We start from the raw sequence: 20,153 nt of genomic DNA, 5'->3' as shown, positions 1-20,153 counted from the left end.
CCTTTTTGCGTCATCCTATCTCAATTGCGACGTAACGGCGGCTTTATTGCAGCGGAAACATGAAATTGCAAATTCGGATGGAACAAAAAGGTTCCGATCGCGGATACGTAATCCGTCCCGATGTTCCGAAACATGTAGGCGCCCGATGATAGTGGCCGTGCCTCAGCCGGGGCGGATCACGCCAGCTGGATGCGCGAAAGGGGATAGAATGCCTCTCGGATCATCGCCGCCAGCCCCTCGATCGTCGCCGACGAGCGGTGGCGGCTGCGTTTGAGCACGACGCGGGAGGAATCGACCGGCGGGAAGCCGTCCGTTGCAGTCAGCGCGCGGCAGCCGGGCGGGATGTGGCTGCGAGCAAGCGGGGCGATGGCAAGGCCGGCCGCGACAGCCGAGCGCAGGCCGCCGGCCGTGTCGCAGGTAAACGCGATGCGGTAGGGAATGGCATGCTGCTCGAGCGAGCGGATGGCAAATTCCCGGCACCAGTCGGAATTCCAGTAGACGCCGATCGGCACCGGCCGCAGGGTATGACGGTCGTGCAGCTCCGATGTCACCCAGACGGTCGGATCGATCGCCAGGACCTCGCCCGAAGCATTGTTGGCGCTGTCGAAGACCACGGCGAGATCGATCTCGTCATTCGTCAAGGCCGCCGCCTGCTGGGCAGAATAGCCGCAGAACACCGTGACCTCGGTCGCCGGATGACGCTCGGAAAAGGCGGCGAGTGCGGCCGGCAGGATGGTCTCGCTGTACTCAGGCGGAATGCCGACCCGGACCGGGCCATCGAGCGGCGCCACCCGCATGGCGGCCGTGGTTTCATCGACGAGACCGACAATACGACGCGCGAAGGGCAAAAGCCGCTCGCCCTCCCCCGTCAGCCGGACACCGCGGGGACCGCGCTCGAACAGCGGCGCGTCCGCCAGTTCCTCCAGCCGCTTGACCTGCATGCTGACGGCCGACTGGGTGCGGCCGAGCTGAATTGCTGCATGGGTGACGTTACCGCTTTCGGCGACGATGAGAAAGGTGCGCAGCAGATCGCTTTCAAGCGGCGGTGACATCCGGCCTCGCAATCGGATTTCCTGATGACAGGCATAATCACTATTCGTTTGTGGAATGTCCAGCGGCGGCGATCATGAGGCCAAACAGGTCGAGGAGTCGGGTCATGACGTGGTTTCGCCATCTGGCAACGGTTGTACGTGACTGGTCGGCGGCGAAGGACGGCCGCGACCAGTTGCGCCTGATCCGGGCGCGCGCCAACGATCATCTCCTGCGCGATGCCGGCCTTGATCGCGACCCGAAGACGGACGGCACCCTCTCCTTCAGGGAACGGCTTGAGCCGCGCCATCCGGCACTCTAGTCTGGCGACAGGAGCAACGTGGGAGGAAAACCATGCTGAAGAAGGGCTACAAGGAGCTGCTGGCGGAGGCGAATGCCCAGGTGACCGCGGTGCCGGCCGGCGAGGCGCGGTCCCTTGCGGACGCAGGCGACGTGGTGTTCGTCGACCTGCGCGATCCGCGCGAACGCGAGCGCGAGGGCACCATCCCCGGCGCCTTCTCCTGCCCGCGCGGCATGCTGGAATTCTGGATCGATCCTGACAGTCCCTATGCCAAGCCGGTTTTCCAGGAAGACAAACGCTTCGTCTTCTTCTGCGCCTCCGGCTGGCGCTCGGCGCTGGCGGCGAAGACGGCCGAGGACATGGGGCTTGAGAAAGTCAGCCATGTCGAGGGCGGGTTTTCGGCGTGGAAGGCGGTGGGCGGGGACGTTGAGGCGGTGGAGCGGAAGTGAGTCAGCCCCGCCCTCATATCTCCTCGCGCAAGGCCCGCTCAACGAAGTCGTCCGGATCGGCCGTGAAATCCTTGTAGAGCCTGAAATGCGGCGTTTCGCGCAGCGATGTTTCCGCGAGGCCGGCGCGGGTGATTTCCATGAGGCGCGCACCTGGAACGGCCATCAGGATCGGAGAATGCGTGGCCATAATGATCTGGGCGCTCGCCGATTGCTGACAGGAAATCCGGCGGCGCGGCGAACGCGTCCCTTGCAGCCTCATCGAGGTAGCGCGCCACCGAGAAGAAGGATTCGGCGCGGAAGAACCAGCCGGCGGTGACCTTTGGCAGCCAGGCCGCCCTGAGGACGCCCGCAAGAAGGGCGCCGCTGCGGTCGACGGCGCGGGAATGGTCGACCGGCCTATAGCCCTTGCCGCCGCCGGCCTCGTCATAGCCACACAAGGCGGCCACGGCCTCGATCAGGGTGGATTTGCCGGTACCGTTCTCGCCCACGATGATGGTCACGGGTGTCTGGAAATCGAGAGTGAAATCCATATTCAGCCATGGCAGGTCGAACGGATACTGCCCGCCGAGGCTCGCATCGTCCTTCACCGAGAGGCGCTTCAGATAGGGAGCCGGCAGATTTGTCGTTCTCGTCTTTCGCATGGCGGACATGGGCACGTGGCAATCTGTTTGCTGTTCATGAGGTCCGGGGCTGGTGAGGCGTGCCAGCCAATTGCGGCCTTATCAAGCAGCCGGAACCATGCGGTTTTCGTCTCCCGCCCTCAGCCGAGGTACCGCTCCAGTCCGATCTCCTCAATCGCGCAGACCTGCTGGACGGCAGGTCGCGCCGCCATGTCGCGCATGAAGCGCGGCAGGTTTTCAAATGACGTGGGTGGGCGTGAAAGTTCCTCGCTCCACATCGCCAGCATGAACAGAAAGTGGTCGCAGCCGCTGACGGCGTCGCCGAGCAGGAACCTGTTCTTTCCCAGCTGTTGGTCGAGAAGCGCAAGGAACCGTTCCAACCGCAGTTCCTGGGCGGCCTTGATGCCCTGGACGCCGCCCGGGTCGGTCGTGTGGTTCTCCGCGTATCGCCACATCATGTACTCCGCCTGGAGCGTGTTGTTGAGGAAGGCGAGCCATTGGAAAAAGAGGGGCCGGCTCTGGTGACCGAGCGGCGGGATGAAGCGGGAGGCGGGGTCCAACTCGCAGATATAGGTGCAGATGGCAGGGCTCTCGAACAAAACGAGGTCGTCGTGCACCAGCGTCGGAATTCGGCCGGCCGGATTGAGCTTCAGGTATTCCTCGGATTTCTGCGCATTCGACTGTCGGTCGACGAGGACCAGCGAGTATTCGACACCCGTCTCGACCAGCAGAAAATGAGGCGCGAGACTGGCATTGTCGGGGAAGTAGTGGAGTTGGAGCATCTTGGCTTTCCCGGAAAACGGACGCAAGCAGCCTAGCGCGCGTCTCTTGCCGAGAGCAAGGAGCAGTCAGGTCCGGAACCGGGATTTGAGGGCGAATTGCATCCCCGATCGTCCCAGATCCCTTCCCCCGGCTGCCGGGGAGAAGGGACTTCATCGCGGAGCTTAGGCGGCCAGCGTTTTGGAGTCGATCACGAAGCGGTACTTCACGTCGCTCTTCAGCATGCGGGCATAGGCGGTCTCGATGTCCTGCACCTTGATCATCTCGATCTCCGAGACGATGCCGTGTTCGGCGCAGAAATCCAGCATTTCCTGGGTTTCGGCGATGCTGCCGATGGTGGAGCCGGCGATCGAGCGGCGCTTCATGATCAGCGGGAAGACCATCGGTGACGGGTGCGGATGTTCGGGCGCTCCCACCAGCGTCAGCGTGCCGTCGCGCTTCAGGAGATTGATGAAGCTGTTGAGGTCATGGCTGACGGCGACGGTATCGACGATCAGGTCGAAAGAGTTGGCGTGGGCCTGCATCTCCTCGGCATTGCGCGAGACAACGACCTCGTGGGCGCCGAGCGCGACCGCATCCTGCCGCTTGCTCTCCGAGGTGGTGAAGGCGACGACGTGGGCGCCGAGCGCCCGGGCGAGCTTCACGCCCATGTGGCCGAGACCGCCGATGCCGACGATGCCGACCGTCTTGCCGGGGCCGGTGTTCCAGTGCTTGAGCGGCGACCAGAGCGTGATGCCGGCGCAGAGCAGCGGGGCGACGGCGGCGAGCTTTTCGGCCGGGTGGCTCACCTTGACGACGAACTTGTCGCGGACGGTGATCGACTGCGAATAGCCGCCCAGCGTGTGGCCCGGCGCGTCCGGGGTCTTGCCATTATAGGTGCCGGTGAAGCCGTGTTCGCAATACTGTTCGAGACCGTCGTCGCAGGCGTAGCAGCTCTGGCAGCTGTCGACCATGCAGCCGACACCGACGGTGTCGCCGACCTTGAACTTATCGACGGCGGAGCCGACAGCCGTCACATGGCCGACGATCTCGTGGCCCGGAACGCAAGGGTAGAGCGTGCCGGCCCATTCGGAGCGGACGGTGTGGAGGTCGGAATGGCAGACGCCGCAATAGGCGATCTCGATCTGCACGTCGTTGGCGCCGGGTTCGCGGCGAAAGATCTCGATGGCTTCGAGTGGTTTGTCGGCGGCATGCGCGCCGAAGGCCCTGGTCAACATGGTGGTCTCTCCAATGCTAGGGGTTATCGATAGGGGAGGATCGGCTTCGTTTTGACGGAGCTGATCGGCGGCGGATCAGCCGCCGGAATATTGTTGGTCGGTCACGTGTTCGAGCCAGTCGACGGCCTTGCCGTCCAGGGCCTCCTGGATGGCGATGTGGGTCATCGCGGTCGTGGCCGGGGCGCCGTGCCAGTGTTTCTCGCCCGGCGGAAACCAGATCACATCGCCCGGCCGGATTTCCTCAACGGGACCGCCTTCGCGTTGGACGAGCCCGAGGCCGGAGGTGACGATCAGGGTCTGGCCGAGCGGATGAGTGTGCCAGGCGGTGCGGGCGCCGGGTTCGAAGGTGACCTGCGCCATGGCGACGCGCGCCGGCGCGGCGGCGGCAAACAGCGGGTCGAGGCGCACCTGGCCGGTGAACCAATCGGCCGGTCCCTTGCCGGAAGGCTGCGACCCCGCTCTTCTGATTTCCATGAGATGCTCCCTTGGGCGAGCGCCGGGAGATCCGGCGAACAACGGCACTATAGCGGCACCCGTTTATTTCGATTAGACTATATAAATCGATTTCACTTATATCGGGTATCAATGAATGAAACGGGAAGATTTGCCCGACCTGATGGCCTTCCAGGCCGTGGCCGAGGAGCGCAGCTTCACCCGCGCCGCTGCCCGGCTCGGCACCTCGCAATCCTCGCTCAGCCTGATCGTCCGGCGGCTGGAGGAGCGGCTGGGCGTCAGGCTTCTGACCCGCACGACGCGGAGCCTCGCGCCGACGGAAGCCGGTGAACGGCTGCTGGCGGCCCTGACGCCGGCGTTCGGTAGCATCGAGGAGGAACTGGAGGCGCTCGGCCAGTACCGCGAACGGCCGGCCGGCAGTTTCCGGATCACGGCGACGCAACACGCGATCGATACCGTGCTGTGGCCGAAGCTTTCGCCGGTTCTCGCTACCTATCCCGACATCCGGGTCGAGCTGTTCTCCGATCTCGCTCTCGTCGACATCGTGGCGCAGCGCTTCGATGCCGGCGTACGGTTCGGCGAACAGATGGACAAGGACATGGTGGCGGTGCGGATCGCGCCGGACGCGCGACTGGTGGTGGTCGGCGCCCCCTCCTATTTTAATGACCGCACGCGCCCCCAGACGCCGCGTGACCTGACCCAGCACGACTGCATCAACACGCGGCTGCCGACCTATGGCGGCTTCTATGCCTGGGAATTCGAGAAGGACGGCCAGGAACTGCGGGTCCGCGTCGACGGGCGGCTCGCCTTCAACGATGTCGGCCACGTGCTGCGGGCGGCGCTAGAGGGCCATGGGCTGGCCTTCCTGTTCGAGGACATGGTGGACGAACATCTGGCGGCCGGACGACTGGTATCCGTGCTCGACGACTGGACACCGCCCTTTGCCGGCTACCACCTCTACTATCCCAGCCGACGCCACGTCTCGCCTGCCTTCGGCATCATCATCGACGCGCTCCGGCAAAGCGGGCGGGGGCGGTAGGGAACGTCAGGCCGCGCGATCGATCTCGATCGTCAGATGCGATATTTCGTGAATGTGGGACAGCTTGCGGCGATAGTAATCCGTGTCTCGCGCCTCCTGGGACGTGATCGAAACGATCGCGCCATGATGGCCGGGACCGAGGCGCCAGATGTGAAGATCCGTCACGGTCCCGCCCTCGCCCTCGATCGCCTCGCGGATCTCGGCAGGCAGGCCATCGTCCACGCCGACGTAATCGAGCAAAACCGCGCCGGACTGACGGATCAGACCGACTGACCAGCGCAGGATCACGGCCGCGCCAACGATGCCCATGAGCGGGTCGAGAGCCGACCAGCCATAGAGCGCGCCGAACACCAGAGCGACGATGGCGAGCACCGAGGTCAGGGCGTCCGCCAGCACGTGCAGGTAGGCGGCCCGGAGATTGTTGTCGGCGGCATGCGCATGGTGGCCATGATCGTGGTGGTGATGGTCGCCGTGGTCATGATGATGATGGTGGTGGTGACCGTGGTGATGCGCCCCGCCATGCAGAAGCCAGGCGCTGACGAGATTGACGATGAGGCCGAGCACGGCGACGATCATCGCCTGGCTGAAATCGATCGCGACCGGATTGCGGAAGCGCATCAGGCTTTCCCAGGCGATCAGCGCCGCGACGAGGGCCAGCAGGATGGCGCTCGCAAAGGCCGCGAGGTCGCCGAACTTGCCGGTCCCGAAGGTGAAGCGCGGATTGTCCGCGTTTCGGCGCGCATACATGTAGGCCAGCGCCGCAACCAGCATTGCGGCCGCGTGGGTGGACATGTGCCAGCCATCGGCGACCAGCGCCATGGAGCCGAAGACGGTCCCCGCGACGATCTCGACGACCATCGTGACGGCCGTCAGCGCGATCACGAACCATGTCCGACGCTCATTGCGTCCGTGGTCCTTGCCGAGGAATACATGATCATGCGGAGATGCGTGACGGGGTGACGCTTCGGTCATTTGAGATAGGTCCTCACGGCTGCGATCAGATCCTCCGCACCCCTGGCGCGTTCAGGATCGGGATCGGTCTGTGGATTGGAGACATGCTCGCGGATATGCTCCTCGATCAGTTCGGCGGTCAGTCCGTTGACCGCGCCGCGAATGGAGGCGACGAGATTGAGGATATCGCCACACGGCTTTTCCGCATCCAGCGCCCGCTGCACGGCCTCGATCTGGCCCTGCAGACGGCTGACCCGGGCAGACAGCTTCGACTTGTTTTTGATCAGGTGCGACATAGGATAGGGGTGTACCCTATATCAGCTCGGGGAGCAATCCTCGCAGCAGCGCGCTTGCGCTCACCCCCGAGGGATCATTGCGGCCATCACCCGTTCCTGCAGTCGCTCGCTTTCGGCCAGACCATCCGCCACGCCGGCGCGGTCGGCGGCGCTGCGGTTCTGGCTGAGCTTGCGCTTGCCTTCGAGGCGCGTGATCGGCATGCGCAGGCCGACGATGCCGCGCAGCTGGGCGGCGATGAAGGGTTCGGGGGCGTCGGAGACGCTCCATGGCGCTGGGCGACCGGCTTCGTGCCGGTCGGTCAGACGGGTGACGACGTCGTGCAGCCGGTCGGCATGCTCGAAGAACTCGACGGGGCCGGAAGCTTGTACCGTCGTGTAGTTCCAGGTCGGAACGACCTTGCCGTGCTCGGCTTTCGCCGCATACCAGGAGGGCGTGAGATAGGCGTCGGGGCCGGAAAAGATCGCGAGCCCCTGCCCGATCACCTCCGCCTGCCATTGCGGATTGGCGCGGGCGAGATGGCCGTAGAGGGTGCCGTGTTCCCCCTCGGTTTCGTCGAGGAAGAGCGGCAATGGCGTCGCCATCGGCCCGCCGGGGGTGGCGGTGACGAAGGTCGCGAGACGACTTTCGCGGATCATGGCAAGGAGCGTCGGACGGTCGTCCTCGCGGAAGGCGGGCGGGGTATACATTGGCGGTCTCCAGGATGTCTCAGGAGAATAGAGCGGGAATTGGATCGGGGATACGTCCAATGACGGTCGATTTCCGTGGACCAATGCAGGCCCGTGGATCAAGCGAGCGCTTTCCTGACCGTATCGATGGCCAGGAAGAGCGTCCGGCTATCTGCGGGAAACTCGCTGAACTCGGCACAGGCGCGATAAAACGCTTTGGCGCGATCGTCCTTTGCATGCACGAGAACAGCCGCCATCCCTATCGCGTCGGCGGCCGCGGCGATGCGCTTGAGTGCATCGGCGAGGAGGTCAGCACCGAGTCCCTTGCCGGCGAATTGCCGGTCGACAGCGAGCCGCCCCAGCACCGCGACGGGAATGACGTCGGGCGCGTTGCGGCGAATATTACCTGGCACCGCCGCGCGCTCGACGGCTCCGCTCGAAATGCAATAGTAGCCGACAACCCTACCGGCAGCAGCAACGACATAGGTGCGAGAAAATCGCCCCTCATTGCGGGTGGCACGGTGTTTCAGCCAATCGTTGAGAATGTTTTCGCCGCAGTCAAAGGCGGCAACATCATGGGCCGAGCCGAGCGGCTCAGGGGCGGAGATCGGCGTATTTCCGCTTGCGTCTAGCTCTTCCATGCGGGCGTACGCCGGACCAGTGCGTCAAGCCTCGGAGCCGGCTCGGATGGCGAATCCAGCATGGACACGAATTCGTCATAGCGAGTGTCATCCAGCGCAAAAAGTCGCTCGTCGAGCAGCACATCTATGGCGGCCTTTCGTGCCGTCTCGACCATGAATTCGGTTCGAGTCTTGCCGAGAGCGCTGGCAGCGGCGTCGATCAACTCGCGTGTCCGCCCCTCGATGCGCAGGTTGATGCTGCTACGCTGGTCCCCGTCGACCTTCGCGACACGTACTCTTGCGCCCTTTGGGCCTGGCGTTTCGCTTTTCTCCGCGAGGGAACCGTGCTTCTTGCTCATGGGCGTAAGATGGCATCTGTGTAGACGTTGTCAATACAGGTTGCCCGGCGTATTCATCATTGTTGTCGAACTGGATAATCTTCATGCGCCTCAAGACCGACATCTATGTTTCCGCCCTCGTCCGCCGTGTGTTCGGGATGGGCGGCTTTGCGGCCGTTGAGCGCAAGGGGGCGGCGGAGGCAGGCGCGGTGTTCATTCGCCAGCGCTTCCGCGACGGGACCGAAACGCTTTACGGGCCGGCGCCGCAGGCCTATGCGATGGACGACGAGGCGGATGCGGGGCGGCATTTCGAGGTGCGTCTCAAGCATGCCGAGGCGACGGAGGTCGATGCCGTGATCGAGCGCGAGCGAAAATGGGATTCCGATCTCTGGGTGCTGGAGCTCGAGATCGACGAGCTCGGCGAGCTCTTTCCGGTCACGGGTTGATGCCGGGCTTGCGGAACTTCACCGTTCGGCGGAAGTTACAGCGGCAAGCGCACCTCTCCCATGGAAGGACCGTCCTCATGAAGACCGCCATCGCGATTGCCGCCCTCGCCCTAGTCCTCTCCGGATGCACGGTAGCGTCCGGGCAAATGGATACACGAGCCGGACTGGAGCCGATCCCGGGCAGCATCACCTATGGCGGCCAGCCGCGCACCAAGCTGACCCGCTCACCGGTCGGCAGCATCGTGCGCCATACGTTCCGCAACGAGCTTGGCCAGCGGGTCGACGAGGTTTATGTCATCGAACCCGACCGCAGCCTGAAGATCGTCAGCCGCAAGGTCTGCCGCGGCCCGTTCTGCGACGACTGACCGTTACACCTTCACCGCCAGCCTCAGGCCGCCCCAGTGGCGGCCGCCGGCGAAGATGGGGGCGGAGATGTCCTTCATCACGACGAAATTGCCGCCGCCCATGTCGCGGCGGTAGGTCTGAACGAGGAACGGCGCCTTCGAGCGGCCGGCGGAAAGGCCGACGCGGTCGTTGAAGATACGGCGGTTGCGGCAGTTGGCCGTATTCCACACCGGGTCATTCGGGCGCTGCGGGGCGGAGAATTTCCTGTTGTGGGTCGGCAGGTAGCCGTTTTCATCGACGGCGGCGCAGAAGCCGATGCGGTCGCTGATGTCGAGGATCGGTTCGAGGATCGGCGGGAACAGCCGGTCGGTGAGTTCGGTAAAGCCGGTCATCATCTGCACCGGATCGGTGCCGGCGATCGGGCGATAGTTGCGGTCGAAGAGCGCAGCCATCGAGGTCTGCCCGGAGGCGAGCGACTGCTCGAAGGCGCTTGAGATGCGCGCGGCGGTCGACTGCGCAAGCTCGATCCAGCGGCTGTCCTCGGTCTCGATCCCTGCGCTGGCGGTCAGCTGGATCAGCGTTTCGGAAAGGCCGACGACCTTCTCGACACGGCCGGCGGCCTGCTGCAGCGCCTTGTCGGAGTTGACTACGTCCGAAGCCATCTCGCTCAGCACGCCGACGAACTCCGAACACTGGCGGTTGACCGTCTCGGTGGTATTGGCCATCACGGACGAGCCGTCGAGAATGCGGGTGATCACCTCCTCCATGGCGCTGAAGGACTGGTTCATCGCCTGGGAGGTATCCTTGACGCCGATGGCGCTGGTGCTCGCCCCCTGCCCGGCTTCGGACAGTCTGGTGATCTTGCTGCGGATTTCGGTCAGGATCTGCTGGATGGAGCCGGTGGCCTGCGAGGTCTGCAGGGCGAGTGCGCGGATTTCGGCGGCAACGACAGCGAAACCCTTGCCGGCCTCGCCGGCGCGGGCCGCCTCGATCGCGGCGTTGAGCGCGAGCAGGTTGGTCTGGCGGGCAATCGTGCCGATCTCCTCGGCAACCTTGTCCACATTGGCGAGCGAATTGTCGAACGAGCCGATTTCGGTGGTGATCTCGGCGGAAGCCTCGACCATGTGGTCGATCTCGCGCACGGCGCCGGCGAGACGCTCGGACGACTGCTTCAGCATCTCTCGGGCATTGGAGGCCGTCTCGTCGGTCGCGCGCAATGCGGTCGCCACCGACTTGTTGGTTTCGGCGATCGACAGGGCGTTGCGGGTAACGTTTTCGAAGGTCTGCGCATGGCGCTTCGACATCGCGGCCATGTCCTGGATGGCGCCAGCGATATCCACCAGATCGACGCCCAGGGAGGAGGCATCACGGGCCATTTCACCGATGATCTCGCGCAGGGCTTCGGCGCTGATCTCCGGCTTGGCAACCCTCTCATCGTCCTGTTCCGGGTCCCGCTCCCACTCGGGCTCGACGGCGTTGTTCGCAATATTCATGAATAAAAATCCTCCGCTATCCCGCAAATATCTGCGGTTGAAGTTAAGGATTTGCAAACGTTCTAATAAGTAAGTTTACTGCCTTTTAACCCTGCCAAACGATTCGGTCAGAGGGCGCCGATGGATTTCAGCTTGGCGAGCACGCGCTCGTTCGGCTCACCGGTTTCCGGCAGGCGGTAGTGCCGCTCGAAGTGGCGGATGGCGGCCTTGGTCTGTTCGCCGGCGACACCATCGACGGTGATCTCGGCATAGGCGATGTTGGACAGACCACGCTGGATCTGCATCACCATATTGCTCGCGGCCATCGTCTCGCCGGCCGGGAGCGAGACAGGGGTGGCGGCCGGCTTTTTGGCGGGCTGGGTGACCACTGTCTTTTCAGCGGACAGAATGGCTGCCGCGACGGGATCGACGGCGACGCCGGGCGTCAGGTCATCCCCGGCGGGACGCTGCTTCGGGACCGCGGCGGTGGCGTTGCGATCCACCTTGAGAGCAGCCAGCAGCTCGGGTGTCGCCTGCCCGGTCACGGACATGCCGACCGACGCCTCGAAGGCGGATATCGCGGCGGCTGTCACCGGCCCGGCGACGCCATCGGCGGTGCCGGCCAGCAGGCCGAGCCTGATCAGTTCCTCCTGCACAGACTTCGTCAGCGAGACCTGTCCGGTTTCGGACGATACCGGCGCATCGGTCACCTCGCTCTGACCCGGACGGTTCTCCGACTCGCGTTCGATACGGAACGTCGTGACCTCGGCCGGGTCGCGTTCCGTCATCAGGTTGCGCCGAAGGCCAGCGAAGGCCGTGAAATCCTCGGCGTCACGCGTACGCAACACCGGCGAGGGATGGCGACCCGGCTGGTACCAGAGCGCATTGGCCGCGACAAAGCCGAAGACCACGAAGAAACACACTGCGCCGCCGACAGCAGCCGGATGGCGTGCGACCTGGCGGTTGATCGCGGCGGTGCCGGCCATCAACCAGCGCAGCACCAGCGGCGTCGGTTTCCGGTTAGGCGATTTTCGCTTGCGCGCCATCGGTGATCCTGTCCTCATTCATTGCGGCCCGCGCCATTTCCCTCGACAGCGCGAAGAGATCGCTTGCGGCCGAGGCACTATCGCGCAGCCGTGGCGGAAATTCGACGGCGGCGAGGTCGGCGTCGGCATCCGTTCCCAGGCTGCCACTGCCGTCGGCCGGTAGCGTAATCGTCACAACGGTTCCCTCGCCCGGACGGCTGACCAGCGCGAAACCGCCGCCATGCAGAGCCGTGAGGCCCTTGACGAGCGAGAGGCCGAGGCCGGAGCCGTCGTAGCGGCGCGCGTAGTCGTCGTGGATCTGCGTGAACGGCCGGCCAATCAGATCGAGCTTTTCCGCCGGGATACCGATGCCCGTGTCGGAGACAGCGATGACCAGCCGGTTGTCGGCGATATCGGCATCGACCATGACGGCGCCGCCGGCCTCTGTGAACTTGATGGCGTTGCTGAGCAGGTTGATCAGGATCTGCTTGACGGCGCGCTGGTCGGCGACCACCTCGCCGATATTGCGGCTGAAGCGGCTTGTCAGCAGCACACCCTTTTCGCGGGCCTGGAGGCCCAGCATGCTCTCGCATTCGCGGATCGTCCCGCCGATCTCGAAGGGTTCGGTGATCAGCTCATAGCGACCGGCCTCGATCTTCGACATGTCGAGCATGGCGTTGACCACCGAGAGAAGATGGGCGCCGGACTGGCGGATCAGCTGCACGTATTCGCGCTGGCGATCGTTCTCGAGCTTGCCGAAATATTCGCCGGCGAGGATGTCGGAAAAGCCGAGGATGGCGTTGAGCGGCGTGCGCAGTTCATGGCTGACGGCTGCGAGAAAGCGCGACTTGGCGTCGTTGGCTTCTTCCGTCTCGACCGACAGACGCTGCATCTCGGCGCGGGCGGTCGTTTCCGAGCCGATGTCGAGGATCTGCGCGACGACGGAGGTCAACTCGCCGCTTTCGTCGCGTTCGGCCGTCATGTCCATGCGCACGGTCATGAACTGGCCCTGGCGGCGGCCGAGGGCGGGACGCTCGAGCCGCAGTTCGACCACGGCGGCATCCGCACCCTGCCGCAACCCGTCGAGGGCCTGGAGCACACCGATGCGGTCGGAGACGTGAACCTGGTCGGCGAAGGCACGCGTTTCGGGTTCGCGCAGGCAGGGCAGATAGGTATCGTGATCGCGGCCACCGAGCGCCAGCACGTGGCCCTGCGGATCGAGAACGAGAACGAGACCGGGGCAGACGGACAATCCGATCGCGTACGGCGCAGCGGGGATCGCGTCCTCGTGCTCGGTCCCACGGCCAAGCAGCAGGACGAGGCCGGCGCCGGCGAGCAGCGCGCACAGCACGAGAGCAAACCCCAAAGGCAGCGCGATGGAGGGATCGACAAGAAAACTGAGCGCAAACGGGAAGGCGACGAGCAACGGCAGGCCGACCGTTATCAGCGCCGACAGGCGTCGCACGTCACGCGCAGGTACCTGTCCGCCATGGACGCGAGACAGGCAGTGACCGGCGATCCGATCGCAGGCTCCGAGAGCCGCCGCAGCTATGTTACTCAATACAGACACGCCACTTTCCGCGACAGTTTTTCTATGTCCGACCATAGGCTTGGCCGCTTAACCAAAAGATAAAGTCGACCCCGATGTTCCCCTTTCCCACAGCTGAAAAGGGCCATTTCGGCACAGGTTGGGAGGGCTTTGCGGATCGTGGTTAATGGGGGGTAATCGGGTTTTGCGGGTCCATGTTAACCTTTCCCGGGGACGAGCCGGCCGTCATCCCTTGCGCGGACGCATTGACGCCGCAAACATGCTTAACGGTGATCGTTCGAATTGTCGCGAAACGGGCCGGGATCGGCAAATCACTCGAATTTTATGCAAACTTTCCGAAAACCCGAACGTTTTTGGCAAAGCGATTTTTGCGGACGGCCGCTAGGGTGCAGCCACGACGCCGGAAGAAACCGGACGAGAACCGGGCAAACCGGTCGAAATGGGACAGGGTCAAGACAATGTGGTTTCTGATCAAGGGAACGTTCTGGTTCACGATGATGCTGGTGGCATTGTCGTTCTTCAGCGGACGCGAGGCGACCGAGGAAGCAACCGGGTCACGCTTCGAGATGACCGACGCGGTGGCCGCGGCCAGCGAGGCCTACCAGTATCTCAGCAAGATCTGCCTGGAAAAACCCGAGGTATGCGAGAAGGGCGCGGAAACGCTGACCGCTCTCGGACACCGGGCCCGCGAAGGCGCGCTCGTTGCCTTCGAACTGCTTGACAAACAGCTTGCCGACGAAGGCCAGCCGGCCGCAGCCATCAAGGCAGCGACGCCTGAAGAGGCGATCGTCACGGGGACGGTCGCAACACAGTCCCCCGGCGTGCCGCTGCCGCGCGCCAAGCCTGCGGCCCCTTAAGCCGGGAACCGCACTCGAATAGTCCGAAATTCGGAAGGGCGAGACCGCCCCTCCTCCCAAACATGCCCCGGTGGTCCGCTCGCGGACCCGCCCGGAGCCTGTCGTGCCTGTCCCGCATGTTGCTTCAGCTCTTTGCTGGCCCGCGAGGAACTTCGGTTCCTCGCGGTCTTTTTTTGTGTGGGCGGTTCTCTTGGCAGAGCGCATGGCCTATATCGCGGAGGACTTAAGCGATATCGCGGACCGGACCCATGGCAACGCTCGAAGAGATCAAAGAAGACTTCGCCTTCCTCGATGACTGGGAAGACCGCTACCGCTATGTGATCGAGCTCGGCAAGGCGCTGCCGGACCTGCCGGAGGAAAAGCGTACGGCCGAGAGCAAGGTTCGCGGCTGCGCCAGCCAAGTGTGGCTCGTACCGCATGCCGGGGACGGCGCCGACCCCATCATCACCTATGAAGGCGATTCCGACGCGCATATCGTGCGCGGGCTGGTTGCGATCGTGCTTGCCGCCTATTCCGGCCGCCATGCCTCCGAGATTGTCAAGCTCGACGCGCTCGAGCTCTTTGCCACGCTTGGCCTGATCGAGCATCTCTCCGCCCAGCGCGCCAACGGCCTGCGCTCCATGGTCCAGCGCATCCGCGAGGAAGCGGCAAGGCATCTGGCAGCGACGCAGAGCTAAAGCTCCGGCCTGTAACCGTCGGCGCCCCAGTGGCGCGTGCGGGGGCCAGGCTGTGGCGGCGCGTAGTGGCGGGAGAGCGCGCAGAGCGCGGTCCTCAACATGAGCTTCGCCGACCGCGCCGGCCATTGACGCTCCCGTTCCACCAGTTCGAGACCTTTGCCGAAACAGCAGACATCGAGTGCCACGCCGGCGAGATCGGGGCCGATTATATCGAGCGCGTCACCCAGGCGCTTTCGCGCGGCGGCGGCGCTGTCGGAGATCGTCGGCTCGGGTGCCGCGCGGCGGCGCGGTGCCTGCGACAGGCGCGGTTCCCAGGTGGAGGTTATGCGCGGCTGCAGGCCGGCACGCTCGAACTCCCGCGCCAGCCGCTCGCCGGCTGCCAGCGCATCATCGGAAAAATAGGCCGCGCCGTCGCGATCCTTGAGACGGGTGAGTGGCCCGAGCGGCGATTCGGCAAGGTTCACACGCACCGTCTCGCGTCGTCCACCGATGCGGACCTCCCTCGTCGACAGATCGCGGTGCTGCGCCTGGAAGGCTTCGTCCTCCAGTTCGGCGGCATGGCGATGGAGGAAAGCGCGTGCCGTCGGTGCCGCCTTCAGCCTGCCCTCCACTTCCTGCACGAGTCCCCGCCGCAGGGCTTCCGCCACAACAACGGGCATCACCTCCCGACGCGTGCCATCGAGGCCGCGCAGCGCACCATCGGCCGTCGGCTGAAGCGGCCCGGAGGCAAGGGCGAAACGGATAAGCCGGGCGAGCGCCCTGTCGCTGGCGACCGATGCGGTTTTTCTCCGCTGCGGCTTCTTGCTGCCGGTCATTGGATACCCCTTTCCTGTAAACGCTCCACAACATCCTCTTCGATCGCCGTCAGGATGTCGTCGAAGAGCCGATGGTCGCGCCGGTCCTCGGTGCGGCGGCAGGCGTGACCGACGGTCGATCGATCCCGCTCGAAGGCGTGGCCGACATCGTCGTGGGTCAGACGGAAGACCACATGGCACAGATACATTGCAACCTGGCGTCGCAGGCATTCCAGACAGGGCACCCCGAAGCGGCGCAGTTTTTCAAAGACTGGCCTCGTCAGAGCCTCTTCCGTGGCGAGCGCCACCGTCACGCAGATGACGTTCGTCGTCGCCGCGTCGCGTCGACGGGGATCGGCGCGTCGGAAGGGAATCTGGCTTTGAGTTGAAAGGATCACCTGATGCATGTCGCACTCCCAAAATAGGAATTAATTCATAATTCCATCGGAAGCAATAGGAGGCATTCAGGCGTAAAATTACCTATACCTCTGTTTTTCAAGCGTTCCGGGCAATACCACCCTTGAATTTATATGAATATTTTCCTTTATTTTGGATACAAAAAAGCCGGATCGACGACCCGGCTTTTGCTGCTGGCGATGTGAAACCGCTTACTTGCCGCGCTTGCGGCGCTGACCGAGACCCATTTCCTTGGCGAGGCGCGAACGCGCTTCGGCGTAGGCCGGGGCCACCATCGGATAGTCCGCAGGAAGACCCCACTTCTCGCGGTATTCTTCCGGAGTCATGTTGTAGTGGGTCATCAGGTGGCGCTTCAGCGACTTGAACTTCTGGCCATCCTCGAGGCAGATCAGGTAATCGTCCTCGATCGACTTGCGAATCGGAACCGGCGGCTTCGGCTTTTCCTGTACCGTTGCGACCGGAGCCGGCGCATTGGTATTGCTCAGCGCGGTGTGGACGTCGGCGATCAGACCGGAAAGGTCTCCGACCGGTACGACGTGGTTGCCGACATAGGCGGCAACGATATCCGCAGTCAGCTCGACCAGCAGATTGCGGTCGGACGCTTGTGCAGTTTCGTTCATTACAGTTCTCCTGTTCAATCGTACTTGCCCCGCGCATCGACCGAATTGCCGACACACGTTTCGTTCAACAAAGCCGACAGTCCCCTCCCATGGCCGAAACCTCGTTGCACCCGATATGGAATTTACCCCTAAATCCCAAGGTGCAACGCGAGAGCGCAACTGCCCGATCCAGTAACATTTGCCCGCAACAACGTTAAATTGCTGTCCACAGAGTCGAAGACTCGTTTTTTACTGTGGAAAGCAAATCATCCGTCGCATCAGGCAACCATATGTCCCGCGATCAGAGCTTATCTATTTGGAATATCACCGTTGGAGAAAAAGTCCAGCGTACCAACCTCCCAAAAAAAGGGAGGATAAATATTGCAATTGCGAAATATTCAATACAAACGGACGCTGAAAAATGAGCAGACAGCTACTTTAGTTGGAGATGACCGCGCCTAACGAGGCTCCGCTGCCGCCTTTTTATTTTCCGGCTTCTTGAGATCATCGCGAACCGACAGAGGATCGAGCGGATAACCGACCTGATGCGCCGCCTTGGCGAGAAGATGCGCGCCGATGGGCGCCGTCAGGATGAAAAACAGGACACCCGCGATGGCGCGGCTGAAGGTCGAAAGATCGCCGGAATGGATGCCCACCGCGACCAGAAGCAGGCCGGATCCGACCGTGCCGGCCTTCGAAGCGGCATGCATGCGCGTGTAGAGATCCGGAAGGCGGTTGATGCCGATCGCCGCGATCAGCGCGAAGGCCGCGCCGCCAAGGATCAGCAAACAGGTGAGGATCGCAACGAGATAGGCCGTCATCGGGATTTCCTTCCTGCCTTTGCACCTGCCGGCGGCTTGCGCGGGGTATCGGACTGACCCTCCGCAGCCTCGCGGGTGCCGCGGGTGATGATGAACCTTGCGAAGGCGACCGTCGCCAGAAAACCGACGAGGCCGAGGGAGATCGCGATGTCGATATAGAGCGTATAGCCTGTGCGGATGGCGATCACGGCAATGAAGCCGAGCGCGATGCCGACGAGCATGTCCAGCCCGACGACGCGATCGGGGAGCGTCGGTCCCTTGATCACGCGGTACACGGTCAGGAAGAAGGCCGCGCCGAGCAGCGCAAGGGCGACATAGCAGGCGGTCTGGATGAGCGCTTCGGGGGCCATCATTCGAAGGTCTCCATGATCTTGCGCTCGAAACCCTCGCGAATATCGCGGATGGTGCCCTCGACATCGGAGCAATCCACGGCATGGACGTAGAGGATCTTGCGATCCTCGGACACGTCGACCGACAGGGTGCCGGGCGTCAGCGTGATGAGATTGGCGAGCAGCGTGATCTCGAAATCCCGCTGCACGGTGAGCGGATAGGCGAAGATACCCGGCTGCAGGTTCATGTTCGGCGAGATCACCATGGCCGCGACTTTCCAGGCGGACTTGGCGAGTTCGACCAGGAAGAGCCAGACAAGCGAGATGAAGCGGATCGTGCGTGTGACATAACCGGCTCCATCCACCTGTTCGCGGATCAGACCGAGCGCGAGGGTGGACAACAGAAAGCCGAACAGCAGATTGTGGATCGTCAGGCTGCCGGTGACGGCGACCCAGATCACGGCCATGACGACAGCGATGGCATAGAGGTTCATGGCGTTCCTCCGGCAGGGAAGACCGAGTTCAGGTAGGCGGTCGGATCGATAAGGCCCTCGGCAGCCGTCTGGGTCAGGACCAGAAGTCTTTCCGGGAACAGGCCGAACCAGACGACGAGCAGCGAGAGCACCAGAAGCGGACCCAGCCGGACCCAGGCGATACCGGCGCTTTCGGGCGTCGTTGCCGTCTCACCGGCCGGGCGCCAGTAGGCCAGCAGGAAGACACGACCAAACGCGATCGTCGTGACGAAGCCGGCAACCAGGATGGAGGCGGCCAGCCACCAGGCGCCGATGTCGATGGAGGCCTTGACCAGCAGCGCCTTTGGCCAGAAGCCGGAGAACGGCGGCAGACCTGAGGCGGCGAAGAACAGCGCGAGCGAGACCGCCGCAAACGCCGGCGCCGTGCGCCAGAGCCCACCCAGGGCGACGAGCGAATAGCTGCCGCCAAGCTGGCGCGCCTCGCCGGCGATGAAATAGAGCGCCGTCATCAGAACGATCGAATGGAGCGCATAGAACAGCGCAGCCGACAGGCTGCCGACGGCGCCAATGGCGACACCCGCCAGCAGATAGCCGATGCCGGAGATCACCACGAACCCGAGCATGCGACGAAGATCGCTCTGGGCGAGCGCACCGAGGGCGCCGAGCACCATGGTGAAGGCAGCCAGGACGGCGATCACGAAGCTCAGTTCCTCGCGCTCGACGGGGAAGAGCGTCACCATGATCCGCAGCAGCGCGTAGACGCCGACCTTGGTGAGCAGCCCCGCGAACAGTGCCGACACCACGAGCCTCGGCGTGTGATAGGAGGCCGGCAGCCAGAAATTTACCGGGAATGCGGCCGCCTTCATGCCGAAGGCCAGTACAAACAGCGCTGCGAGCGTCATCATCGGCGCGGTGCCGCGAAGGCCCTCGGCCTTGCGGGCGATGTCGGCCATGTTGAGCGTGCCGAAGATCGCGTAGAGGTAGCCGACGGTGATGAGGAACAGCGTCGTGGCGATCAGGTTGAGGATCGCGTATTTCACCGCGCCGTCGATCTGCTCGCGCTCCGACCCGAGGATGAGCAGGCCGAAGGAAGAAATCAGCAGAACCTCGAACCAGACATAAAGGTTGAAGACGTCGCCGGTCAGGAAGGCGCCGGAGACGCCGGCCATCAGCACCAGCAGGAACGGATAGAAGCCGTAGCGGCGGCCCGACCCGTTGATGTCGACCGTCGCATAGATGCCGCCTGCCAGCGCCACGATGGCGGCTGACAGTGCGAACAGCGCTCCTGTCAGATCGACGGTGAACGCTATGCCGAAGGGCGGCAGCCAGCGGCCCATCATCATGGTCACAGGCCCGTGCTGGGCCACCTGGACCACAAGCAGCAGGTCGATGATCACGAGCAGGACGAGTGTTGCGATCGCGACCGGGGGATGACGATGGATCGCGTGGCGCACCATCATCAAGCCGGCGCCAGCGGTCAGGCAGAGTGCAACCGGCAGGATCGCCAGCCACTGCGTGGCGGCGGTTGGCTCCATGACCAGGGCGAGCGAGAGATCGACGGAGGACGGCGCGGCCATCAGGCTTTACCTC

25 protein-coding genes and 2 pseudogenes are annotated in these 20,153 nt (G+C 63.8%); 7 read left to right on the top strand and 20 right to left on the bottom strand.

Annotation, left to right across the window (positions count from 1 at the left end; translation table 11 throughout):
* Nucleotides 1-176: 176 nt before the first annotated feature.
* Nucleotides 177-1,052, bottom strand: a complete 876-nt coding sequence (locus tag J5J09_RS06485; protein WP_208548861.1) for a LysR substrate-binding domain-containing protein — start codon at nucleotides 1,050-1,052, stop codon at nucleotides 177-179.
* A 104-nt stretch (nucleotides 1,053-1,156) separates the two neighbouring features.
* On the opposite strand from J5J09_RS06485, the gene J5J09_RS06480 reads away from it, so the two are divergent.
* Nucleotides 1,157-1,351, top strand: a complete 195-nt coding sequence (locus J5J09_RS06480; protein WP_208548860.1) for a hypothetical protein — start codon at nucleotides 1,157-1,159, stop codon at nucleotides 1,349-1,351.
* A gap of 32 nt (nucleotides 1,352-1,383) precedes the next feature.
* Nucleotides 1,384-1,779, top strand: coding sequence for a rhodanese-like domain-containing protein (locus J5J09_RS06475; RefSeq protein WP_208548859.1), 396 nt, complete (start codon nucleotides 1,384-1,386; stop codon nucleotides 1,777-1,779).
* A gap of 13 nt (nucleotides 1,780-1,792) precedes the next feature.
* Here J5J09_RS06475 and J5J09_RS06470 read toward each other — a convergent pair.
* The 4 genes and pseudogenes from J5J09_RS06470 to J5J09_RS06455 form a co-directional block, all read right to left on the bottom strand.
* A pseudogene (locus tag J5J09_RS06470) lies at nucleotides 1,793-2,429 on the bottom strand (AAA family ATPase).
* Nucleotides 2,430-2,539: 110 nt separating this feature from the next.
* Nucleotides 2,540-3,181: a glutathione S-transferase family protein gene (locus J5J09_RS06465; RefSeq protein ID WP_208548858.1), complete on the bottom strand. Its 642-nt coding sequence runs from the start codon at nucleotides 3,179-3,181 to the stop codon at nucleotides 2,540-2,542.
* A 162-nt stretch (nucleotides 3,182-3,343) separates the two neighbouring features.
* Nucleotides 3,344-4,396, bottom strand: a complete 1,053-nt coding sequence (locus J5J09_RS06460; RefSeq protein WP_208548857.1) for an NAD(P)-dependent alcohol dehydrogenase — start codon at nucleotides 4,394-4,396, stop codon at nucleotides 3,344-3,346.
* A 75-nt stretch (nucleotides 4,397-4,471) separates the two neighbouring features.
* Nucleotides 4,472-4,870, bottom strand: coding sequence for a cupin domain-containing protein (locus J5J09_RS06455; RefSeq protein ID WP_208548856.1), 399 nt, complete (start codon nucleotides 4,868-4,870; stop codon nucleotides 4,472-4,474).
* 115 nt (nucleotides 4,871-4,985) lie between these two features.
* Between J5J09_RS06455 and J5J09_RS06450 the strand changes: the two genes are divergently transcribed.
* Nucleotides 4,986-5,888, top strand: coding sequence for a LysR family transcriptional regulator (locus J5J09_RS06450; protein WP_208548855.1), 903 nt, complete (start codon nucleotides 4,986-4,988; stop codon nucleotides 5,886-5,888).
* 6 nt (nucleotides 5,889-5,894) lie between these two features.
* Here the strand turns inward: J5J09_RS06450 and dmeF are convergent, their stop codons facing one another.
* The 5 genes from dmeF to J5J09_RS06425 form a co-directional block, all read right to left on the bottom strand.
* On the bottom strand, nucleotides 5,895-6,860 hold the full coding sequence (dmeF, locus tag J5J09_RS06445) for a CDF family Co(II)/Ni(II) efflux transporter DmeF (protein ID WP_208548854.1): 966 nt from the start codon (nucleotides 6,858-6,860) through the stop codon (nucleotides 5,895-5,897).
* Nucleotides 6,857-7,135: a metal/formaldehyde-sensitive transcriptional repressor gene (locus J5J09_RS06440; RefSeq protein ID WP_208548853.1), complete on the bottom strand. Its 279-nt coding sequence runs from the start codon at nucleotides 7,133-7,135 to the stop codon at nucleotides 6,857-6,859. Before J5J09_RS06440 ends, dmeF begins: the two co-directional genes overlap by 4 nt.
* Before the next feature lie 60 nt (nucleotides 7,136-7,195).
* The gene (locus J5J09_RS06435; protein WP_208548852.1) at nucleotides 7,196-7,822 is read right to left on the bottom strand and encodes an FMN-binding negative transcriptional regulator; all 627 of its coding nucleotides are present in this window, start codon (nucleotides 7,820-7,822) and stop codon (nucleotides 7,196-7,198) included.
* A 98-nt stretch (nucleotides 7,823-7,920) separates the two neighbouring features.
* Entirely contained in the window at nucleotides 7,921-8,442 is a 522-nt protein-coding gene (locus tag J5J09_RS06430; protein WP_208548851.1) for a GNAT family N-acetyltransferase, read from the bottom strand.
* Nucleotides 8,430-8,780 (bottom strand): DUF1778 domain-containing protein, encoded by a 351-nt coding sequence (locus J5J09_RS06425; protein ID WP_208548850.1) that lies wholly within the window; start codon nucleotides 8,778-8,780, stop codon nucleotides 8,430-8,432. Before J5J09_RS06425 ends, J5J09_RS06430 begins: the two co-directional genes overlap by 13 nt.
* Before the next feature lie 83 nt (nucleotides 8,781-8,863).
* Here J5J09_RS06425 and J5J09_RS06420 point away from each other — a divergent pair, with 83 nt between their 5' ends.
* Nucleotides 8,864-9,205: a DUF1491 family protein gene (locus J5J09_RS06420; protein WP_208548849.1), complete on the top strand. Its 342-nt coding sequence runs from the start codon at nucleotides 8,864-8,866 to the stop codon at nucleotides 9,203-9,205.
* Nucleotides 9,206-9,282: 77 nt separating this feature from the next.
* The gene (locus tag J5J09_RS06415; protein ID WP_208548848.1) at nucleotides 9,283-9,570 is read left to right on the top strand and encodes a hypothetical protein; all 288 of its coding nucleotides are present in this window, start codon (nucleotides 9,283-9,285) and stop codon (nucleotides 9,568-9,570) included.
* Between the two features lie 3 nt (nucleotides 9,571-9,573).
* Here J5J09_RS06415 and J5J09_RS06410 read toward each other — a convergent pair whose 3' ends face one another.
* The 3 genes from J5J09_RS06410 to J5J09_RS06400 all read right to left on the bottom strand — a co-directional run bounded on the left by J5J09_RS06410 (nucleotide 9,574) and on the right by J5J09_RS06400 (nucleotide 13,617).
* Nucleotides 9,574-11,043, bottom strand: coding sequence for a methyl-accepting chemotaxis protein (locus J5J09_RS06410; protein ID WP_208548847.1), 1,470 nt, complete (start codon nucleotides 11,041-11,043; stop codon nucleotides 9,574-9,576).
* Between the two features lie 107 nt (nucleotides 11,044-11,150).
* The gene (locus tag J5J09_RS06405; protein WP_208548846.1) at nucleotides 11,151-12,068 is read right to left on the bottom strand and encodes a peptidoglycan-binding domain-containing protein; all 918 of its coding nucleotides are present in this window, start codon (nucleotides 12,066-12,068) and stop codon (nucleotides 11,151-11,153) included.
* Nucleotides 12,043-13,617 (bottom strand): HAMP domain-containing sensor histidine kinase, encoded by a 1,575-nt coding sequence (locus J5J09_RS06400; RefSeq protein ID WP_348646423.1) that lies wholly within the window; start codon nucleotides 13,615-13,617, stop codon nucleotides 12,043-12,045. Before J5J09_RS06400 ends, J5J09_RS06405 begins: the two co-directional genes overlap by 26 nt.
* 437 nt (nucleotides 13,618-14,054) lie before the next feature.
* On the opposite strand from J5J09_RS06400, the pseudogene J5J09_RS06395 reads away from it, so the two are divergent.
* Nucleotides 14,055-14,375 (top strand): annotated as a pseudogene (locus J5J09_RS06395) (DUF5330 domain-containing protein); the annotation flags it as partial.
* A gap of 326 nt (nucleotides 14,376-14,701) precedes the next feature.
* Nucleotides 14,702-15,130, top strand: coding sequence for a SufE family protein (locus J5J09_RS06390; protein WP_208548843.1), 429 nt, complete (start codon nucleotides 14,702-14,704; stop codon nucleotides 15,128-15,130).
* On the opposite strand, the gene J5J09_RS06385 is transcribed toward J5J09_RS06390, so the two are convergent.
* From J5J09_RS06385 to J5J09_RS06355, 7 genes are all read right to left on the bottom strand, one after another.
* The gene (locus J5J09_RS06385) at nucleotides 15,127-15,945 is read right to left on the bottom strand and encodes a DUF6456 domain-containing protein (RefSeq protein WP_208548842.1); all 819 of its coding nucleotides are present in this window, start codon (nucleotides 15,943-15,945) and stop codon (nucleotides 15,127-15,129) included. The two genes, J5J09_RS06390 and J5J09_RS06385, sit on opposite strands and share 4 nt — an antisense overlap.
* Nucleotides 15,942-16,331 (bottom strand): helix-turn-helix domain-containing protein, encoded by a 390-nt coding sequence (locus tag J5J09_RS22790; protein ID WP_246745794.1) that lies wholly within the window; start codon nucleotides 16,329-16,331, stop codon nucleotides 15,942-15,944. Before J5J09_RS22790 ends, J5J09_RS06385 begins: the two co-directional genes overlap by 4 nt.
* Before the next feature lie 201 nt (nucleotides 16,332-16,532).
* Complete coding sequence (locus J5J09_RS06375; RefSeq protein WP_208548841.1) at nucleotides 16,533-16,961, bottom strand: MucR family transcriptional regulator; 429 nt, start codon at nucleotides 16,959-16,961, stop codon at nucleotides 16,533-16,535.
* Between the two features lie 437 nt (nucleotides 16,962-17,398).
* Nucleotides 17,399-17,761, bottom strand: a complete 363-nt coding sequence (gene mnhG / locus J5J09_RS06370) for a monovalent cation/H(+) antiporter subunit G (protein ID WP_208548840.1) — start codon at nucleotides 17,759-17,761, stop codon at nucleotides 17,399-17,401.
* A complete protein-coding gene (locus tag J5J09_RS06365; protein ID WP_208553147.1) occupies nucleotides 17,758-18,111 on the bottom strand; it encodes a cation:proton antiporter in 354 nt (117 codons plus the stop codon). Before J5J09_RS06365 ends, mnhG begins: the two co-directional genes overlap by 4 nt.
* Nucleotides 18,111-18,584 carry a Na+/H+ antiporter subunit E gene (locus J5J09_RS06360; RefSeq protein WP_208548839.1) on the bottom strand — a complete coding sequence of 158 codons (474 nt, stop codon included), beginning with the start codon at nucleotides 18,582-18,584 and terminating at the stop codon, nucleotides 18,111-18,113. Before J5J09_RS06360 ends, J5J09_RS06365 begins: the two co-directional genes overlap by 1 nt.
* On the bottom strand, nucleotides 18,581-20,140 hold the full coding sequence (locus J5J09_RS06355) for a Na+/H+ antiporter subunit D (RefSeq protein WP_208548838.1): 1,560 nt from the start codon (nucleotides 20,138-20,140) through the stop codon (nucleotides 18,581-18,583). Before J5J09_RS06355 ends, J5J09_RS06360 begins: the two co-directional genes overlap by 4 nt.
* Between the last annotated feature and the right edge of the window lie 13 nt (nucleotides 20,141-20,153).

The organism is Ciceribacter sp. L1K22 (genome assembly GCF_017599385.1).
In the GTDB taxonomy this organism is placed as follows: Bacteria; Pseudomonadota; Alphaproteobacteria; order Rhizobiales; family Rhizobiaceae; genus Allorhizobium.
The sequence above is the reverse complement of the archived record's forward strand: the minus strand, read 5'-3'. Positions and strand labels throughout refer to the sequence as shown.

What these genes read in the sequence shown, in the direction of transcription:
- J5J09_RS06440 (WP_208548853.1), bottom strand. Translation starts at nt 7,135, where the DNA reads ATGTCGCACCTGATCAAAAACAAGTCGAAGCTGTCTGCCCGGGTCAGC.
- J5J09_RS06420 (WP_208548849.1), top strand. Translation starts at nt 8,864, where the DNA reads ATGCGCCTCAAGACCGACATCTATGTTTCCGCCCTCGTCCGCCGTGTG.
- J5J09_RS06425 (WP_208548850.1), bottom strand. Translation starts at nt 8,780, where the DNA reads ATGAGCAAGAAGCACGGTTCCCTCGCGGAGAAAAGCGAAACGCCAGGC.
- J5J09_RS06450 (WP_208548855.1), top strand. Translation starts at nt 4,986, where the DNA reads ATGAAACGGGAAGATTTGCCCGACCTGATGGCCTTCCAGGCCGTGGCC.
- mnhG (WP_208548840.1), bottom strand. Translation starts at nt 17,761, where the DNA reads ATGACGGCCTATCTCGTTGCGATCCTCACCTGTTTGCTGATCCTTGGC.
- J5J09_RS06410 (WP_208548847.1), bottom strand. Translation starts at nt 11,043, where the DNA reads ATGAATATTGCGAACAACGCCGTCGAGCCCGAGTGGGAGCGGGACCCG.
- J5J09_RS06475 (WP_208548859.1), top strand. Translation starts at nt 1,384, where the DNA reads ATGCTGAAGAAGGGCTACAAGGAGCTGCTGGCGGAGGCGAATGCCCAG.
- J5J09_RS06455 (WP_208548856.1), bottom strand. Translation starts at nt 4,870, where the DNA reads ATGGAAATCAGAAGAGCGGGGTCGCAGCCTTCCGGCAAGGGACCGGCC.
- J5J09_RS06390 (WP_208548843.1), top strand. Translation starts at nt 14,702, where the DNA reads ATGGCAACGCTCGAAGAGATCAAAGAAGACTTCGCCTTCCTCGATGAC.
- J5J09_RS06485 (WP_208548861.1), bottom strand. Translation starts at nt 1,052, where the DNA reads ATGTCACCGCCGCTTGAAAGCGATCTGCTGCGCACCTTTCTCATCGTC.
- J5J09_RS06375 (WP_208548841.1), bottom strand. Translation starts at nt 16,961, where the DNA reads ATGAACGAAACTGCACAAGCGTCCGACCGCAATCTGCTGGTCGAGCTG.
- J5J09_RS06480 (WP_208548860.1), top strand. Translation starts at nt 1,157, where the DNA reads ATGACGTGGTTTCGCCATCTGGCAACGGTTGTACGTGACTGGTCGGCG.
- dmeF (WP_208548854.1), bottom strand. Translation starts at nt 6,860, where the DNA reads ATGACCGAAGCGTCACCCCGTCACGCATCTCCGCATGATCATGTATTC.
- J5J09_RS06435 (WP_208548852.1), bottom strand. Translation starts at nt 7,822, where the DNA reads ATGTATACCCCGCCCGCCTTCCGCGAGGACGACCGTCCGACGCTCCTT.
- J5J09_RS22790 (WP_246745794.1), bottom strand. Translation starts at nt 16,331, where the DNA reads ATGCATCAGGTGATCCTTTCAACTCAAAGCCAGATTCCCTTCCGACGC.
- J5J09_RS06405 (WP_208548846.1), bottom strand. Translation starts at nt 12,068, where the DNA reads ATGGCGCGCAAGCGAAAATCGCCTAACCGGAAACCGACGCCGCTGGTG.
- J5J09_RS06430 (WP_208548851.1), bottom strand. Translation starts at nt 8,442, where the DNA reads ATGGAAGAGCTAGACGCAAGCGGAAATACGCCGATCTCCGCCCCTGAG.
- J5J09_RS06465 (WP_208548858.1), bottom strand. Translation starts at nt 3,181, where the DNA reads ATGCTCCAACTCCACTACTTCCCCGACAATGCCAGTCTCGCGCCTCAT.
- J5J09_RS06415 (WP_208548848.1), top strand. Translation starts at nt 9,283, where the DNA reads ATGAAGACCGCCATCGCGATTGCCGCCCTCGCCCTAGTCCTCTCCGGA.
- J5J09_RS06365 (WP_208553147.1), bottom strand. Translation starts at nt 18,111, where the DNA reads ATGGCCCCCGAAGCGCTCATCCAGACCGCCTGCTATGTCGCCCTTGCG.
- J5J09_RS06360 (WP_208548839.1), bottom strand. Translation starts at nt 18,584, where the DNA reads ATGAACCTCTATGCCATCGCTGTCGTCATGGCCGTGATCTGGGTCGCC.
- J5J09_RS06385 (WP_208548842.1), bottom strand. Translation starts at nt 15,945, where the DNA reads ATGACCGGCAGCAAGAAGCCGCAGCGGAGAAAAACCGCATCGGTCGCC.
- J5J09_RS06460 (WP_208548857.1), bottom strand. Translation starts at nt 4,396, where the DNA reads ATGTTGACCAGGGCCTTCGGCGCGCATGCCGCCGACAAACCACTCGAA.
- J5J09_RS06355 (WP_208548838.1), bottom strand. Translation starts at nt 20,140, where the DNA reads ATGGCCGCGCCGTCCTCCGTCGATCTCTCGCTCGCCCTGGTCATGGAG.